Annotated in this window: 12 protein-coding genes and 2 riboswitches; of the genes, 10 read left to right on the top strand and 2 right to left on the bottom strand. The window is 50.8% G+C overall.

Annotated features, from left to right (window positions below):
* Positions 1 to 92 precede the first annotated feature (92 nt).
* Entirely contained in the window at positions 93 to 428 is a 336-nt protein-coding gene (locus GON05_RS29015; protein WP_127456892.1) for a 2Fe-2S iron-sulfur cluster-binding protein, read from the bottom strand.
* Between the two features lie 136 nt (positions 429 to 564).
* Here GON05_RS29015 and nadX point away from each other — a divergent pair, with 136 nt between their 5' ends.
* The 3 genes from nadX (at position 565) to GON05_RS29000 (ending at position 3,884) form a co-directional block, all read left to right on the top strand.
* Positions 565 to 1,371, top strand: a complete 807-nt coding sequence (gene nadX, locus GON05_RS29010; protein ID WP_157324138.1) for an aspartate dehydrogenase — start codon at positions 565 to 567, stop codon at positions 1,369 to 1,371.
* Between the two features lie 25 nt (positions 1,372 to 1,396).
* On the top strand, positions 1,397 to 2,803 hold the full coding sequence (locus GON05_RS29005) for an NAD-dependent malic enzyme (protein WP_157324136.1): 1,407 nt from the start codon (positions 1,397 to 1,399) through the stop codon (positions 2,801 to 2,803).
* A gap of 94 nt (positions 2,804 to 2,897) precedes the next feature.
* Complete coding sequence (locus GON05_RS29000; RefSeq protein WP_157324134.1) at positions 2,898 to 3,884, top strand: Gfo/Idh/MocA family protein; 987 nt, start codon at positions 2,898 to 2,900, stop codon at positions 3,882 to 3,884.
* Between the two features lie 59 nt (positions 3,885 to 3,943).
* Here the strand turns inward: GON05_RS29000 and GON05_RS28995 are convergent, their stop codons facing one another.
* Positions 3,944 to 5,302 (bottom strand): APC family permease, encoded by a 1,359-nt coding sequence (locus tag GON05_RS28995; protein ID WP_157324132.1) that lies wholly within the window; start codon positions 5,300 to 5,302, stop codon positions 3,944 to 3,946.
* An 87-nt stretch (positions 5,303 to 5,389) separates the two neighbouring features.
* Positions 5,390 to 5,492: riboswitch (guanidine-I (ykkC/yxkD leader) on the bottom strand.
* A gap of 191 nt (positions 5,493 to 5,683) precedes the next feature.
* A riboswitch (guanidine-I (ykkC/yxkD leader) is annotated at positions 5,684 to 5,785 on the top strand.
* A gap of 71 nt (positions 5,786 to 5,856) precedes the next feature.
* Here GON05_RS28995 and GON05_RS28990 point away from each other — a divergent pair.
* The 7 genes from GON05_RS28990 to GON05_RS28960 all read left to right on the top strand — a co-directional run bounded on the left by GON05_RS28990 (position 5,857) and on the right by GON05_RS28960 (position 17,260).
* The gene (locus GON05_RS28990; RefSeq protein ID WP_157324130.1) at positions 5,857 to 6,573 is read left to right on the top strand and encodes an urea amidolyase associated protein UAAP1; all 717 of its coding nucleotides are present in this window, start codon (positions 5,857 to 5,859) and stop codon (positions 6,571 to 6,573) included.
* A 21-nt stretch (positions 6,574 to 6,594) separates the two neighbouring features.
* The gene (locus GON05_RS28985; protein WP_127456886.1) at positions 6,595 to 7,245 is read left to right on the top strand and encodes an urea amidolyase associated protein UAAP2; all 651 of its coding nucleotides are present in this window, start codon (positions 6,595 to 6,597) and stop codon (positions 7,243 to 7,245) included.
* Between the two features lie 23 nt (positions 7,246 to 7,268).
* Complete coding sequence (uca, locus tag GON05_RS28980; RefSeq protein WP_157324128.1) at positions 7,269 to 10,889, top strand: urea carboxylase; 3,621 nt, start codon at positions 7,269 to 7,271, stop codon at positions 10,887 to 10,889.
* A gap of 16 nt (positions 10,890 to 10,905) precedes the next feature.
* Positions 10,906 to 12,744, top strand: coding sequence for an allophanate hydrolase (gene atzF, locus GON05_RS28975; RefSeq protein ID WP_157324126.1), 1,839 nt, complete (start codon positions 10,906 to 10,908; stop codon positions 12,742 to 12,744).
* A gap of 409 nt (positions 12,745 to 13,153) precedes the next feature.
* Positions 13,154 to 13,480, top strand: coding sequence for an ArsR/SmtB family transcription factor (locus GON05_RS28970; RefSeq protein ID WP_157324123.1), 327 nt, complete (start codon positions 13,154 to 13,156; stop codon positions 13,478 to 13,480).
* Positions 13,461 to 13,913, top strand: coding sequence for an SRPBCC domain-containing protein (locus GON05_RS28965; protein WP_157324121.1), 453 nt, complete (start codon positions 13,461 to 13,463; stop codon positions 13,911 to 13,913). The genes GON05_RS28970 and GON05_RS28965 overlap by 20 nt, the downstream gene beginning before the upstream one ends.
* 671 nt (positions 13,914 to 14,584) lie before the next feature.
* On the top strand, positions 14,585 to 17,260 hold the full coding sequence (locus tag GON05_RS28960; RefSeq protein WP_157324118.1) for a YhgE/Pip domain-containing protein: 2,676 nt from the start codon (positions 14,585 to 14,587) through the stop codon (positions 17,258 to 17,260).
* Positions 17,261 to 17,284 lie beyond the last annotated feature (24 nt).

Here is a 17,284-nt window from a genome sequence, read left to right as displayed (position 1 = left end):
GGGAACAATGGCTTCGTGTTGTGGAATTAGTATTGCTATTGTTTAGCCAACACAAAAAAAGCAGTCCCCAAGGACTGCTACCATCATTCCATCTATTGAGCTGCGTTAATTCTTCGCTGAGCGATTTTGCCGAGTCGGTTGAGATCCTCTTCGCCCCAAGAGATGGTTACATCACCGGTGACGAAGGTTTGGCAGGCAAGACGGAAACCTTGATCGAGTTTTTCCTGGCCGAGGCGGTCGACTTCCTTTTTCATAATTTTGCTGAGGTGTTCATGTCCGTCCACGATTTGTACACGGCAAGTTCCGCAAAGGCCACCGCCGCATTTGTAAGGTACAGACCCTTCATAACGGATCGATGTTCTTAAGAGATTGGCGTCTTGTTCGACTTCTATCGTTTTTCCAGATGTTTGATAAGTCACTGATGGCACTTGGCATCCCTCCATGTCTTAGTAGAGTTAGTATATCACAACTAATTGGTTTATGGTATACCAAATACAATATTTTTGATATGATAGAGGAACAAGGCGAGATCATTTAATACCACAAGAGGAGGATCCCTTACTTATGTTAAACGTTGGCATTATCGGATATGGGACCATAGGCCAGGATGTGGCTCAAGCTATTTTGCAGGGAAACGCCGGGCAGGTGCAACTAAAAGCGATACTCGTTCGTGACGAAAGGAAGTATCCGGATACGAGCTCTCATGGGTACGTCATGACAGCTAATGAGGAAGTATTTTTCCGTCAGGGGCTGGACGTTGTGGTGGAGAGCGCCGGACACGAGGCGGTAAAGCATTATGGTGAAAAAGCGTTAGACAACAGAGCGGACCTCATCTTGGTCAGCGTTGGTGCGTTAGCGGACGAGCCGCTGCACCTTAAAATTCTGGAGAAAGCACGGCAAACAGGCAGAAAAGTGATGGTTCCTTCAGCCGCAATTGGAGGTTTAGATCGCATCGCAGCAGGAAGTGTAGGTCCGATGGACGAAGTTACTTTAGTGACAAGAAAACCTCCCAAGGCTTGGCTTGGCACGGTTATCGAGCAGCAGGTGAATTTGGCTGAATTAACGGAGCCATTTTGCGCATTCGACGGTGTGGCTCGTGATTCCGCTCGCTTGTTTCCGGAGAGTGTCAATGTTTCCGCTGCACTAAGTTTAGCCGGTGTAGGATTTGACCGGACCAAAGTGAAAGTGTTCGTAGATCCTCACATCAGCCACAATACGCATGAAATCGAAGCGAAGGGGAAATTCGGTCAAATCCATTTGCAAATCAGAAATACCCCTTCCGCCGGCAATCCCAAAACCGGATATATTGTAGCGATGAGTGTCATCAAAACGCTGAGAGATTTAACATCACCTTTTGTCATCGGCATATAAAAAATGTAGAAACGGGGATCTGAATATGGCCTATAACAGTATCATTCTACGTCTGGAATTAACTCTCAACCAAGTGAGCTTTGGCGATGTTGCTTCAGCCATTAGTAAAGCAGGGGGAGATATCACATCCATTGATATTATTCGCCCAGGGCAAGAAGTAACGGTTCGCGATGTCACAGTTCAAGTAGCTGATACGGCTGAGACTGCCGTTGTAGAAGCGATTAAGTCGCTCGAAGGCATCCGTCTGGTCAATGTATCGGACCGCACGTTCCTTGCGCATCTTGGGGGCAAAATTTCTGTACAGCCAACACTTCCAATCAAAAACCGGGATGATTTGTCCATCGTGTATACACCGGGAGTGGCCCGTGTGTGCACAGCCATTCATGAAGATCCTCAGAAAGCGTACTCTCTAACGATCAAAAGAAATACGGTAGCTGTTGTAACGGATGGCACGGCTGTACTAGGCTTGGGCGACATTGGCCCTCATGCAGCTGCACCTGTTATGGAAGGTAAAGCGATGCTTTTTAAACAATTAGCAGGAGTTGACGCTTTCCCGATCTGTTTGGACACGAAGGATACGGAAGAGATCATTCGCACGATTAAAGCGATTAGTCCTATTTTTGGCGGCATTAATTTGGAGGATATTAGCTCCCCACGTTGTTTCGAGATTGAGACCAGGCTCAATGAAGAGTTGGATATTCCTATCTTCCACGACGACCAGCATGGAACGGCTATTGTTGTCATTGCGGGACTTCTGAATGCGCTCAAAGTTGTTGGCAAACGAATGGACCAGGTTCGTGTTGTCGTTAATGGCATTGGTGCAGCAGGCGTCTCTATCTGTAAAATGCTGCTTGCCGCCGGAGTGAAGCGGCTCGTTCCCGTTGATCGGGAAGGGGCGATCATTCGCGGAGGCGAATATGCGCACCACCCGATGTGGGCATGGCTTGCCGAGCAGCCGCAAGTTGAAGCTAATCCTGGCGGTTTGCGCGATGTCATTAGCGGCGCTGACGTATTCATCGGCGTGTCGAGAGGCGGATTGCTGAACGGAAGCGATGTGCAAAAGATGGCTCCAAACAGCATCGTCTTCGCCATGGCCAATCCGGTGCCGGAGATTGATCCGAAAGAAGCGCTTCCTCATGTGCGCGTATTTGCTACGGGGCGGAGTGATTATCCGAACCAAATCAATAATGTGCTTGTGTTTCCAGGGATTTTCCGGGGGGCGCTAGACTGCCGTGCACGCGAGATCAACGAACCGATGAAACTTGCGGCAGCACGCGCGATTGCTTCTGTCGTTTCCGAGAATGAATTGAATGACCAATACATCATCCCGAGTATTTTTAATGAGCAAGTTGTCACCAAAGTGAGAAATGCGGTAGTTGAAGCAGCGATTTTGACCGGTGTTTCACGCCGTATTCCGCCTGATTTCAGATAGCACCCCGCCCGGGGTGCTTTTTTCTTTATCAACAAACTTAGATAAGGTATAGTAAAAGACATCAATCCCGCAACCTAATCACAAAGGAGACACTATGATACGTTTTGCAGTAATAGGAACAAATTGGATCACAGAAGAGTTCATTCACGCAGCCCGCGAGACGGGAGAATTTGCGTTAACAGCCGTGTACTCGCGCACGGAGGAAAAGGCGGCGGAATTCGCCAATAAATTCGAGGTGGCTAACCGCTTTACGGATTTGGATGCTTTTGCTCAAAGCGATACATTCGACGCTGTTTATATCGCTAGCCCGAACTCGCTTCACGCTGAGTACGCCGTGCACTGCATGAATCACGGGAAGCATGTCCTATGCGAGAAGCCGGCAGCATCCAATTCGGCGGAGTTATCCGCCATGATTGAGGCAGCGCGCAGCAACAAGGTTGTGTTTATGGAGGCGCTCAAGTCCACGTTGATGCCGAATTTCAAAGCTATTCAAGAAAATCTGCACAAGCTTGGACCTATTCGCCGTTATTTTGCAGGCTACTGCCAATATTCCTCGCGGTATGATGCCTACAAGCAGGGAACTGTGCTGAATGCATTCAATCCCATTTTCTCCAATGGCTCCTTGATGGACCTTGGTGTGTACTGCATTTATCCGTTGGCTGTGCTGTTCGGAACCCCCGATAGCGTGCAGGCAAGCGGCATGCTGCTGGAATCCGGTGTCGATGGGGAAGGCAGCCTTCTGCTGAGCTACAAAGACATGGATGGAGTAATTATGCACTCCAAAATTGCAAGCTCCTATTTGCCCGCAGAAATCCAAGGTGAGCACGCAACGATGATTATTGATAAAATCAACCAGCCAGAGAAAGTTGAAATCCGTTACCGTGACGGTTCCGTAGAGAATCTTACACGCGAGCAGAGCGCTAGAACAATGCGATACGAGGCAGAAGAATTCATCCGCCTCATCCAAAGCGGAGCGTCGGAGTCCGAAACGAACTCCCATGCCAATTCCAGCATCGCGATGGCCATTATGGACGAAGCTAGAAAACAAATGGGACTTGTATTCCCGGCAGACCGCAAATAAATGGCAAATAAAAAAACCGAGCGATGATCAGGAAAAGGTCCTGAGTTCGCTCGGTTTTTTTATTTAATAGAACCGGTGGTACGCATGGGTTTGTTCGAAATAGCCATAGGAGCGAGGACGGTACCAGCCGCTTCGGAGCTAACTTTTTTCCGAATCAGATGATACACAATCCCGATCATGAGCCAGACACCGCCCATCCATAAGGCGTCTCGGTCTAGCAGTGATAGTAGATAACCAATGAAGCCGGCCCCGACCAAAGGAAGCGCCAGATACAAGATGGTTTGCTTCAAGGAGCGTTGGTTTTCTTTGATGTATTTTTGCACGATGACAGAGATGTTTACGAAGAAGAAGGCTGTTAATGCCCCGAAATTCACGAATTTGACGGCATTGTCCAGGGAGATCACGAGGGCCAGCAGAGAGACGCAGCTCACGATCACGATGTTGATAACTGGTGTATTGAATTTCGGATGAAGAAAGGCAAACACTCGCTTAGGCAGAATGGAATCGCGCCCCATGACATAGAGAAGGCGGGAAACGCTCGTTACGGACGATAAGCCTTGTGTAAAAATAGCGAGTATGAGCACAGTGATGAACACAGAGCTGAGTGCGGCCCCACCAACAAGCTTGACGATCTCGAAGCCTGCCGAATCTACATTTACGAAGGTTAGGTGTGGATAAATCAACTGAGTCAAAACGGACGGCACTAAGTAAAGAACGCTCGCTGTAAGGATAATGATCATGATGGCGCGAGGGATCGTTTTCTGTGCATTCACAGTTTCTTCGGACATGGTTGTGACGGTGTCAAAGCCTAAAAAGGAGAAGCAAATAATGGAGGCGCCCGCCAGGATTGTAGAGAACGGCACGTCCGTTTGAAGGAATAATCCCATCGGATTAACGTCCCCTGTTAAATTACGGATAAGGAAGAAACAGAACACGCCAATAAACAAAATTTGAATCCAAACGAATAATTTACTAATATTTGCTGAGAATTTAATGCCGATGATATTGACGATACCAAGGATGATATTCAGTCCGATAATCCAGACATAAGCCGGGATGGACGGGAATTGTGCATGCAGATAAATGCCGAAAGTGAGACAAGCGATGATAGGGGAGAAGAAATAGTCCAGCAGCAACGCCCAACCAACGAGGAAGCCCAGGTAGGGATGGATGCTCTTTTTCGTATACGTGTAGGCGGATCCTGATGTGGGGAACGATTTGGACATGACGCCGTAGCTGTAAGCTGTGAAGAAAATCGCAATAAAAGCAAGCAGATACGCCTGTGTCAGCATGCCATGTGCATTCTCGTAAGCTATCCCATAGATGGAGAAATAAATCATAGGTGTCATCCAGGCAAGCCCCATGTAGACGACTTGATACAAGCTTAAGGATTTCCGTAGTTTGACTTCGTTGGCCATGATGGAACACTCCCTTATCATTGGTGCTGTGGTCGCTGTCAGGGGCTGGTATGCAAAAAAGCCAAGGAGGATATCTAATAAACAGATATCTCCCGGGCTTTTGTCCCTCCGTGAACACAGGGTGAGCTGTGCGTTTTCTCTCGGACCAGACCGAGGCTTATGCCATCGCGGAACCCTAGAAAACTTTGTATGTCATAAATCATTACTTATAAATTAAAAAATAACCGTTGTGCCTCTTTAATGTTAACTATATGTCTATTGTGTAAGTTAATATAACACATTGTATGGCGTGTGAGAAGTATTTTGCATGAAAAAGGTAAAATTAATAGAAGTTATTGACACATCCCATAGTCGATGTTATGTTTAATAACACAAACGAATACGATTGTTTACTAGGGTTCCGCCGGCACACCGCCGGGCTGGTCCGAGAGTAAACCGTTCCTAACGCAAGGAGCGACACGGAAGGATAAAAACCTGGGAGATATCACCAAGACGATTTACGTCTTGTGATGTCTCCCTTTTTGTTTAAGCAAACTCAGGAGGAGATGGATACGATGGCAAACGTGTGGAACAAGACAATAGGCCCGGGAGGCAAGTGGTCAGGTGTGATTGGTAAAGGGAAATTGATCCGGTTTACGGCTCTGGAGGCGGGAGCGAATGTGTCCATCCAATTGTTCCATGCACGGGATTTGACGGAGCGCTACAATATGCCGGATACGCTTAAGGCGCAGTACACCGCCCATCTCACGCGAGGACATGTGCTGATGAGTGACAATGGAAGAGTGCTCGCAAGCATCGTGGAAGACAGCATAGGCTGGCATGATCCGCTAAGCGGATACACGAGCCGAGCGGCGACGGATGCCAAATATGGCGCGACCAATTATCAAGAGCTGCGAAATGAGTGGCTGCGGAGCGGGCAGGAGAACTTTGCTGTGGAACTTGTTCGCAACGGGTTAGGCATGAGGGATATGATGCCAGTCCTCAACTTATTCTCGAAAGTGTTCTGCGATGAACAGGGTGATATGCATTTCAGCCTGACACATTGCCCGGCGGGTGCAACTGTCACACTTCGGACAGAGTTAGATACGCTGCTCGTTCTTTCCAATACACCAAATCCACTTGATCCAAGAACCACTTATCCATCGGTGCCTGTTCATATCGAGGTCCTTCAGGCTGATCCTGTAGGAATGGACGATTATTGTGTCAATTATCGTTCGGAGAATCTCCGGGCTTTTGAAAATACATGGGAATATCACGCACTGCTTACTTAAAAAAACGGAGGAGGAACGGATATGGCGGTATTTAATCGTGTGGAAAGCCCTCGCAAAGCCGAGGAGGCGATATATAGCGAAATTATTCAAGCGGGGGACGGCTGGATGCATGTGCTGAAGCCTGGTCAAGTGCTGCGCATTGTCGATCTGGAGGGGAATCAGGCGGCGGATACGTTGTTTTACGATGCTGAAAATCCAGAGGATCACTACAGCGCTGTGGCGACAATTGCAGGCCAAGGCAACATTTATTTAAGCACAGGCTCTGTGCTGCGAGCCGAATCTGGCAAGGAGCTGCTCCGAATCGTAGCGGATACGTGTGGACGGCATGATACCGTAGGCGGCTCCTGCTCCGCTCAAAGCAATACGGTGCGTTACTCGCACGACAAGCTGTCAATGCACAATTGCCGGGACACCTTTATGCTGCAGCTTGCTCAGCACGATGGGGCTTATACGAAGCGGGATTTGGCGCCGAATATTAACTTTTTCATGAATGTGCCGGTTACAGCAGAGGGAGGATTGAAGTTCGATGATGGCGTTTCTGGGCCCGGCTGCTACGTGGAAGTTCAATCGCTGGGAAGCTCCATGGTGCTAATCAGTAACTGTCCGCAGCTTAACAATCCTTGCAATGCCTACAATCCAACGCCGATTCAGGTGCTAATTTGGGATAAATAGAAATTCAAAGGGGTGTGGATACGATGTTCAAGAAAGTACTAATCGCTAATCGCGGTGCCATCGCTGTACGCATTGAGCGCACATTGCGCAAGCTCGGAGTGGCATCGGTTGCTGTTTATACGGGAGCAGACCAAGATAGTCTGCATGTGGATGGAGCGGATGAGGCTGTTCTGATCGGCGAGGGGCCGGCAAAGGAAAGCTATTTGAATACAGAGTTGATTTTGAAAACAGCGCTGGAAACCGGTGCCGAAGCGATCCATCCCGGCTATGGTTTTCTGAGTGAAAATGCGGATTTTGCCCGTGCATGCCGCGATCAGGGGATTGTGTTCATCGGACCTACACCGGAACAAATGGAGATGTTCGGGCTTAAACATTCAGCGCGCGAAATCGCGGAAAAAGCCGGTGTCCCGATGCTGCCGGGAACGCCGCTCATCACAGAGCTAGAGACTGCGCTCGCGGAAGCTGCGCGGATTGGTTATCCGGTGATTCTCAAAAGCACAGCGGGAGGCGGCGGCATTGGCATGCGCGTCTGTGCGGATGAGGCGGCACTAAGGGCCGCTTATGATGGCGTGCGCCATTTGGCCGAGACGAATTTTAAAAACGGCGGCATGTTCCTTGAAAAATATATCGCCAGAGCGCGCCATGTCGAGGTGCAAATTTTCGGCAACAACTTCGGAGAAGTTGTTACGCTTGGCGAGCGCGATTGCTCCATTCAACGCCGCAACCAGAAGGTCATTGAGGAGAGCCCTGCTCCGAATTTATCGGACGATGTGCGCAAGGCGATGTTTGCTTCGGCTAAGCGTTTGGCGGCTGAAGTCGGCTACCGCAGCGCAGGTACGGTGGAATACTTGTATGACCCGGAAACGTGCGAGTTTTATTTCCTGGAAGTGAACACGCGATTGCAGGTCGAACACGGTGTGACGGAAGAAGTGCTGGGAGTTGATCTTGTTGAATGGATGGTGCGTGAAGCGGCAAATGAGCTGACCGACATCCAGTCGCTCATTCGTAAGCCGATCGGTCACAGCATGCAAGCGCGCATTTACGCGGAGGATTGCTTGCAGCAGTTCCGTCCGAGTGCGGGGCAGTTGGATCAGGCGGTATTTTCGCCTGGGGCGCGGAATGAAACATGGGTGAGGGACGGCTTAACGGTTACCACCTTATATGATCCGATGTTGGCTAAAATCATTGTCCACGGTACGGATCGTACGGACGCTATACGGAAGTTAATCGAGGCGCTGTCTGAGACGCGTATGTATGGCATTACTACGAACCTGCAATATTTGCAGGCGCTTTTGCAAGAACAAGATTGTGTAGACGGCAACGTCTTCACGCAGCTGTTAAATACCTTCGAGCCCGTTGAACGGGCGTTGGAAGTCATGGATGGCGGCATCCAGACTACGGTGCAGGACTTCCCTGGACGCATCAGCCACTGGGATGTAGGTGTGCCGCCGTGCGGGCCGATGGATCCGTTCTCGTTCCGGATCGGCAACAAGCTGCTCGGCAACGCGGATGACGCCCCTGGGCTTGAAATGACGCTGCGCGGAGGTTCTTACAAGTTCCGCAGCGATTTGTGGTTCTGCGTCACCGGCGCGGATATGCAGGCGGAGTTGGATGGGGAAGCCGTTGCACTCTATAAGCCGGTATTTGCAGCTCGCGGGCAAGTGTTGAGCTTCGGCGAGGCCAAAGAAGGGATGCGGGCTTATCTATTGGTCAGCGGTGGCTTCGATATGCCGAAAATTCTCGGCAGCTCCTCGACCTTCACGCTGGGCGGCTTCGGTGGACACGGCGGTCGCGCGCTGCGTACAGGCGATGTGCTTGGTGTGAACGCAGGCGACAGTCCTGTCCAAGAAACAGTTGAACTTGCTGCGCAGCATCGTCCGCAAATGACACGGGAATGGACGATTGGCGTCATTCCTGGACCGCATTGTACGGGAGAATTCCTGCGCGCAGAGTACTTGGAGCAGTTGACGGAAACAAGCTGGGAAGTGCATTTTAACTCTTCGAGAACGGGTGTTCGATTGAAAGGGCCGGCTCCGCTTTGGACACGTGAAGATGGAGGCGAAGCGGGACTGCATCCATCCAATATTCACGATAATGCCTATGCGATCGGCACGTTGGATTTAACGGGCGATATGCCGATTTTGCTTGGTCCGGATGGTCCGAGTCTCGGTGGTTTCGTTTGTCCGGTAACGACGGCTTCGGCGGAGTTTTGGAAGCTTGGGCAATTGCACCCAGGTGATTCGATCCGGTTCCACCTGCTGACGCTTCAAGAAGCGGAGGTTTTGCGTGAGGGGCAGGAGGGGAATTTGCGAGCTATTGGCGAGGGGAATTATGAACGGCTTACCCGTGCGGCGTTGCCTGCTGTTAATAAGGAGATTACGCCGGAGTATCCGCGCCTTTTCCATGAAACTGCGAATCGCAGATTCCCGATCACGATCCGCTGCTGTGGCGACCAAAACCTGCTTGTAGAGTATGGTGAGCTTGAGTTGGATTTGCTGCTGCGCTTTCAAGTGCAGGCTTTGATGCAAGCGATCGTGGAGAGCGGCTCGATTCCGGTGTTGGATCTGACGCCGGGCATTCGCTCCTTGCAAATTCATATTGACCCGACCCGAATCACCGTGAGTGAGGCATGTGTAAAAGTTGTAGAAATTGACGCCGCTCTGCCTCCCCTTGAAGAGTTCCGTGTGCCGTCGCGCATTGTGCGCTTGCCGCTTTCATGGGACGACCCGGCTACTCAGCTGGCCATTCAGCGCTACCAACAAGGAGTTCGGCCCGATGCTCCATGGTGTCCTAGCAACCTGGAATTCATCCAGCGCATTAATGGATTAGATTCGATTGATGATGTGAAAAAGATTGTTTTTGATGCCAATTATTTGGTACTTGGCTTAGGGGATGTCTACTTGGGTGCGCCTGTAGCCACACCGGTTGACCCGCGTCACCGCTTGGTAACGACGAAATATAATCCGGCACGCACGTGGACGCCTGAAAATGCCGTAGGCATCGGCGGAGCTTACATGTGTGTGTATGGAATGGAAGGCCCCGGCGGCTATCAATTCGTAGGACGTACGATTCAGATGTGGAATCGGTTGCGTTCAACGGAGAGCTTTAAGGTTGGTAAGCCGTGGCTGCTGAGATTTTTTGACCAAATTCAGTTCTATGAAGTGAGTGCCGAGGAGTTGCTTCAGCTCCGCGAAGATTTCCCACGAGGCCGTTATGAAGCGGACATTCAGGAGACGACTTTTGATTTAGGCGAATATCTGCGATTCTTGAGTTCTATTGAAGAAAGTGCAGCGACATTCCGCAAGCAGCAGCAAATCGCGTTCAACGAAGAGCGGGAGAGCTGGAAGGCGAAAGGGTTGGCGGAGTACGTCTCTGAGCAGGAAACGGCAAGTGAACAACCCGAGGATGAACTGCCGGCAGGTACAGTCGCTGTGCGCGGAATTATGCCTGGATCGGTGTGGAAAGTGCTTGTTTCACCAGGGGAGCAAGTGAAGAAAGGTGATCAATTAGCCATTCTCGAGAGTATGAAAATGGAATTCCCGCAGCATGCTCCTTGCGACGGTTATGTCTCGATGATTCAAGTGAAGCCAGGCGATCAAGTTCATGCCGGTCAGCTTATTCTTGGAATTGCCCAATCTGCTTAAGGAGAGGTGTTTGTAGATGACAAAGATTAGGGAGAATGGCGTTGATACGGAACTTCCTCTAGAACTTACGATTTCTTGGCTGCAGGATAAATATGCTAAAGAAGAATTGACACCGAAAGAGGTCATGGCGGCTATTGTGCAGCGCGCAGTGGACGACGCGGGCATGAATCTTTGGATTACGCCGCCTTCTATGGCGCTCATTCAGCCGTTTTTGGACGGATTGGCTGAGTTGAATCCGGCGGATGCGCCCCTGTGGGGGATTCCTTTTGCAATCAAGGATAACATTGACCTAGCGGGGGTGCCGACGACAGCAGGCTGCGAGGAGTATGCTTATACGCCATCAGAGCACGCGGGCGTTGTGGAAAGATTGATTGCCGCAGGAGCAATTCCGGTCGGCAAAACGAATTTGGATCAGTTCGCGACAGGGCTTGTCGGCGCGCGAAGCCCTTACGGCGACGCGCACAATGCGCTGCGCCCCGAACTGATCAGCGGCGGCTCGAGCTCAGGCTCCGCCGTTGCTGTGGCCCGTGGCCAAGCGGCATTCTCGCTTGGCACGGATACGGCAGGCTCAGGCCGCGTGCCGGCTGCGCTGAACAGGCTGGTTGGCTACAAGCCGAGTCTCGGTGCTTGGCCAACCAAAGGGGTCGTGCCTGCCTGTGCGAGTTTAGACTGTGTAACCGTCTTTGCGCACAGTTTGGATGACGCGCTTGCCGTAGACGGCGTAGCGCGTGGCCTTCACGCCGATGACCCGTGGTCGCGCAGCGTGAGTCGAGGCGCGTCTCAACCTCCGCAGACGCTGTTGCTTCCGGATGGTCCGCTTGGGTTCTACGGGCCTTATGCTGCAGAGTATGAAGCGGCATGGGGAAGAGCTGTGGAACAGTTGCAAGAGTTGAACCTCCCTATCGCCTATGTAGATGTTACAATGTTCGCCCAAGCGGCGGCGATTCTATATGAAGGGCCGTGGGTGGCTGAGCGATGGGCAGCTTTGGGTAGCTTTATTGAGGCGAATCCGGGGGTAGCTTATCCCGTTACGGAGAAGATCCTTCGCTCCGGCTCGGCAGCGGAGTATGACGCAGCATCGGTGTTTGAAGCGATGCATAAGCTGCAGCGCTTCAAGCTCGAAGCCCGCAAGCTGCTGCATGGCGCGGTGCTTGTTATGCCTACCTGCGGGGGCACATGGACCCGCGAGCAGGTGCTCGCTGACCCGATTCAGACGAATCGGGAGATGGGGCGCTACACCAATCATTGCAATTTGCTGGATTGGTGTGCGGTTGCTGTGCCGGCGGGCGATGCGGCTCCGCTGACGCCTTTTGGCATTACCCTCTTCGGGATTGCCGAAGAGGAGAGCTTGATCTGCGGCGCAGCCGAGCTGATCTTGGCTGGGGCGAGCGCGGCAAGCGAGGCTGCTAGCGCGAGCGAAGGCGCATCGGTGTGCGCCGATGCGGGAGTGAGTGCAGCGGCAGCGCAGGCGACGACGCTCGTCGCGGTCTGCGGCTTGCACATGCGTGGCTACCCGCTGGAGAAGCAGATGCGAGGCTGTGGAGCGCGGTTCATCCGTGAGGATGAAACCGCGGCGAAGTACAGCCTCGTGAAGCTGCCGACCACGCCGGCGAAGCCGGGGCTCGTGAAGCAGGAGCAGGGCGGCGCAGCGATCGCCCTGGAGGTTTGGGAAATGCCGCTGGAGGCATTCGGCGGCTTTGTGGCGGCGATCCCAGCTCCGCTCGGGATCGGTAAGGTTGAGCTCCGGGACGGTACGGAGGTCCCGGGCTTTGTGTGTGAGGCTTACGCGGCCGCGGGCGCGGAAGATGTGACGGCGCTTGGCGGGTGGCGCCAAGTGGTGCCGCTGCAAGGCTGATAACGATGTTTTACATCGTTGCAGCAACACGTCATTCCGTCATTTCAGTCCGGTAGACTTCAAATATCGCTGAAATGAGCAGAATATAACGGCTGCTGGGTCCGTTACAGAACGGTGGCTACTTGGAATGTTGGTGGTTGAACGGCTGTTGGTGGGGTTATGGCCCTTTAACTAGTTAGCCACTGTAGGCGGAGTCCGTCCGTGTTAATACGGCGGTTTGTTAATTTTGCGATGAAAAACAACGTTACAGCGGCTAAAAGCCCCTTCATGCGAAGGGGTTTTTGTTGTAGCGACAGATTCTGTCTACCTTGATCATGATCGCTTTCTTTAGAGCTTAGAGAGTCTATTTATTCATTAGCACGCACTTAATTAAGTTGACACTTAATTAAGTGCGTGCTAAATTATTGATATGATCGATAAAGCCATTCAAGCGATAACTGAACCAAGGCGCCGAGATATTTTACATCTCGTCCGTGATGAGGAGCTGACCTCCAGCGCCATTGCTTCGCATTTTGACATTTCAGCACCGGCAATTTCACAGCATCTCAAGGTTCTTGAAGAGGCTGGACTCGTCGTTGTTCGACGGGCAGGCACCAAACGATTCTATGGCATTAGGAGGGAAGGATTCGCCGAGTTGATGCAATACATTGAGAGCTTCTGGGATGATAGCTTATTGCGCCTGAAAGAAGCTGCCGAAGAGGAGGAAAGAAGAAAACATGGAAACAACGAGCAGTAGGGAGATCATTAAGAAGGAAATTTTTATCGCATGCCGTCCGGAGACTTTGTTCTCGTTTTTTACAGATCCGGATAAATTAGTTCGTTGGATGGGACGCAACGTTCTGCTTGATCCGAGCATTGGAGGCAAATTTCGCATCGATTTGAACGGTAGTGACATTGCATTGGGTGAGTACAAAGAGATTACTCCTAACGAAAAAGTCGTTATGACATGGGGGTGGGAGCGCTCCAAGGTGGTCCCTCCAGGCTCAAGTACTGTTGAATTTAAGTTAATACCTAAAGATAATGGCACTCTTTTAGAGTTCACGCACTACGATCTGCCTGCAACGGAAATTGCAGATCATGTAAAAGGTTGGTCGCATTTTCTGCCACGTATTCAGTTGGTGGCCGAGGCCGATGAAGCGGAGGGAGCTCCGTCCTCTGAAGAAGCTTAATGACAGGTTCATTAGTGGCGCGCATGACTATGCGCGCTTTTCATATTTAATGAGGGAGATAGCCTAGCTCAGGATCCCTCCCTCTTTTTCAAACTAACTGATAGGGTATTTTTGTGCACCGCCAAGCATTTCACTAGCTTATCGCCCAGTACTTCGCTCTGCACCTACCCCATCATCTCACTACGCCTTCCTTACACTTATCCTTCAGTCGTTCCTCTCACGCTTTATCCAACATTCCTTCCGTCATTCCTCCCATGCTTCGTCCAACATTCCTTCCGTCATTCCTCCCGCGCTTCGTCCAACATTCCTTCCGTCGTTCTTCCAACGCTTCCTCCCTCATTTAGCCCGCCCTTGGCCATACCGCCTTTCCCGACGCACTACACTCACCCACTTTTTCCTCCGTATTCATCGCCAACCAGTACCTGTCCTCCCTCTTTTTCACGCACTATTCACACCTTATACCCACTTATCCACAAAATTACCCACAGTATCAACATGTCCACAAATCATACTGTGCATAAGGCTCCATGCATTCTGTACACATATCCACAGGTTAAGTTATCCACATGGGAGTATGTACGCAGATCCTATATATATGATACTATTTGGTATGCGTAAGGGGCTGTCAGGTTACATTAATAACCAAATGTGAAGGGATAGGTGGGGCGTCAATGAAGAAGATTTTCAGCATCTATCGGACGGATCTAATCAACTTATGGAGGGTGCCTACAGGCCTGCTCCTCATGGTGGCGCTTGCCATATTGCCGTCTGTGTATGCTTGGATTAACCTAGAGGCGATGTGGGACCCTTATTCCAATACATCGGGGATCAAAATCGCAGTGACAAGCAACGATAAAGGGGCGAAAATTGAGGATAAATCCATTAACATCGGAAACGAGGTTGTGGATAATCTGAAAGAAAATCATACGCTGGGCTGGACCTTTGTGGATGAAGCGACGGCGCTGAATGGGGTGGAACGCGGGGATTATTATGCGAGCTTAATTATTCCCGAGGACTTCTCGCGGAAAATTACGAGTATTGTAGATGGCGAGATGGAGAAGCCTGAAATCGTCTATACCGTGAATGAGAAAATCAATGCGGTTGCGCCCAAAATTACAAGCAAAGGCGCGTCCAGTGTCTCTCAGCAGATCAGTGAGAATTTTATTAAAACGGTGAGCAACTCGATTCTGACCCGGATGAAGGAGATCGGCATCGATTTTGAGAAGGAGCTGCCGACGATTCGGAATATGGAATCGAAGATCTTGGAGTTGGAAAATCGATTGCCTGAAATCGAGACGATGGGTGGAAAGGCGCTGGAGTTAGAGCAAAAGCTGCCCGAACTGAAAGAGAAAGGGCAGAAGATCGTCCAGCTCGAAGAGAAAATTCCGGATATTAATCGCGCGGCGGATACCGTTTTGAAGATCGAAGAGCGCTGGCCGAAGATTCAGGCGGTTGCACAGGAAGTGCTGCTTATTCAGCAAAAGCTGCCCGAGATTCAGAAAGCTGCGAGCCGGGTGGCGGAGCTGGATCAGAATTTCGGCAAAGTGGAAGAGGTGCTGAATACCGCCATTGATAAATCGCGCAAAGCTGATGAGATCGTTAGCGCTGCGCTGGATACGCTGCCGAAAATCGACGCGATTGCGACGCAGGGAGCGGCTTTCGCTGATGCGCTCACGAATTTTTTGCAAAAAAACGAGGCGGCATTCCAGACTTTAATCCCGGTGGTAAAGCAAAATTTAACCCTGCTGCAACAAACAGCGGACGCTGTCACGCAGCTTACGGGAGTACTGCAGGATGTCAATATCGACCCGCAAAAATCGCTGGCGGCTATAGGCTTTTTGTCCGAACGGCTCACGTCCGGCGCGGCAGTGCTGGATAACACGATAGATGTGTTCACACGTTTGAACACGAATTTGCCGAATAGCCCATTTGCGGATACCATCTCGCGGTTAACGGCTCTTCGAACGAATATGGCTAATCAAATTCAAGCCCTGAATAAACTGCAAACGGCCATCGGACGCGGTGAAAAGCCGGCAAAGGACATCGTGAATAATTTGAACACGTTGTCCAAAGAGGCAAGCAGCGCGCTGGGCGGCATTCTGTCCAGATACGATTCGGAGATCGTGCCGAATATGACGAAAGCCTTTGGGCAAATACTGACCGTAGCCCAGAATGCAGGAAGCGCGCTTCAAACATTGAAGACACAGCTGCCCAATATTAAAGGGATTTTGACGGATGCGCAAAACGGCATCCATTTTGCCCAGACGCAGCTGGATACGCTGCAGAAGGAGCTTCCGGACATCCGGGCGAAGGTGCACGAAGCGTCATCGACGCTTCAAAGCAAGTTGGATGCGTTCACCACCGGCATCAATGAGGCGGCTCCGTTCATTCGCAACGACCTGCCGCGAGTCGAGCAGAAGCTGCATACGGCAGCGGATTTTATACGGAACGACTTGCCTGCGGCGGAGGAAGAAATCCGCAAAGTGGCGGATCTGTATCAGACGAAGCTGCCCGAAGTGGAGGACGCCGTTCATCTGGCGGCTAATCTTGTGCGCAGCGATCTACCGGCCTTCGAAGAGGCTGTCCACAAGGCAGCGGACCAGATCCGTAAAGTTCAAGGCAGCGGCAGCGTCGACGAGGTTCTTCGTTTGCTTCAGAATGACATTCAGAAGCAAAGCGATTTCCTCTCTAATCCGGTGCTGATCAAAGAGGATAAAAGATTTCCCATTCCGAACTATGGATCGGCGATGTCGCCTTTTTACACAACGCTTTCGTTGTGGGTAGGTGCTATGCTGCTTGTCTCTCTGATGAGAGTAGATGTGGATAACTTGGACGGTGTGTACAAGACGCATCATATTTATTTTGGACGGATGATGATCTTCTTGACCATTGGATTGTTTCAAGCGCTGATTGTCACCCTTGGGGATATTTTTATATTGGGTACATATGTTGTGGATAAGATTTGGTTTGTTATTTTTGCGTTGTTAATAAGCATTGTGTTTATTACCATCACGTACACTTTGGTCTCCGTTTTTGGGAACATCGGCAAAGGCATCGCCATTATTTTTCTCGTGCTGCAATTTTCGAGTTCGGGAGGGACGTTCCCGGTGAGCACGGCGTCGCCTTTTTTTCAAAAGCTGAATCCGTTCGTACCGTTTACTTATGCGGTTGGGGTGATGCGCGAGGCCGTCGGGGGGATGCTTTTATGGGTGGTGCTGAAAGACGTCCTCTGTCTGTGTGTGTTTATCGTGGTTTGCTATATAGTGGCATTAGCGCTGAAAAAACCGCTGAGCGGCTATACGAAGCGCGTAGCTGAAAAGGCGAAGATGACGAAGTTAATTTCTTGACAATATTTCCTCAATTTGTGAAAC

This window comes from Paenibacillus anseongensis, from assembly GCF_009757995.1.
GTDB classification, from domain to species: Bacteria; Bacillota; Bacilli; order Paenibacillales; family NBRC-103111; genus Paenibacillus_E; species Paenibacillus_E chondroitinus.
The sequence above is the reverse complement of the archived record's forward strand: the minus strand, read 5'-3'. Positions and strand labels throughout refer to the sequence as shown.

Excerpts from the sequence above, each read along its gene's own strand:
- nadX (WP_157324138.1), top strand. The coding sequence starts at position 565 with ATGTTAAACGTTGGCATTATCGGATATGGGACCATAGGCCAGGATGTG.
- GON05_RS29005 (WP_157324136.1), top strand. The coding sequence starts at position 1,397 with ATGGCCTATAACAGTATCATTCTACGTCTGGAATTAACTCTCAACCAA.
- GON05_RS29000 (WP_157324134.1), top strand. The coding sequence starts at position 2,898 with ATGATACGTTTTGCAGTAATAGGAACAAATTGGATCACAGAAGAGTTC.
- GON05_RS28995 (WP_157324132.1), bottom strand. The coding sequence starts at position 5,302 with ATGGCCAACGAAGTCAAACTACGGAAATCCTTAAGCTTGTATCAAGTC.
- GON05_RS28990 (WP_157324130.1), top strand. The coding sequence starts at position 5,857 with ATGGCAAACGTGTGGAACAAGACAATAGGCCCGGGAGGCAAGTGGTCA.
- GON05_RS28985 (WP_127456886.1), top strand. The coding sequence starts at position 6,595 with ATGGCGGTATTTAATCGTGTGGAAAGCCCTCGCAAAGCCGAGGAGGCG.
- uca (WP_157324128.1), top strand. The coding sequence starts at position 7,269 with ATGTTCAAGAAAGTACTAATCGCTAATCGCGGTGCCATCGCTGTACGC.
- atzF (WP_157324126.1), top strand. The coding sequence starts at position 10,906 with ATGACAAAGATTAGGGAGAATGGCGTTGATACGGAACTTCCTCTAGAA.
- GON05_RS28970 (WP_157324123.1), top strand. The coding sequence starts at position 13,154 with ATGATCGATAAAGCCATTCAAGCGATAACTGAACCAAGGCGCCGAGAT.
- GON05_RS28965 (WP_157324121.1), top strand. The coding sequence starts at position 13,461 with ATGGAAACAACGAGCAGTAGGGAGATCATTAAGAAGGAAATTTTTATC.
- GON05_RS28960 (WP_157324118.1), top strand. The coding sequence starts at position 14,585 with ATGAAGAAGATTTTCAGCATCTATCGGACGGATCTAATCAACTTATGG.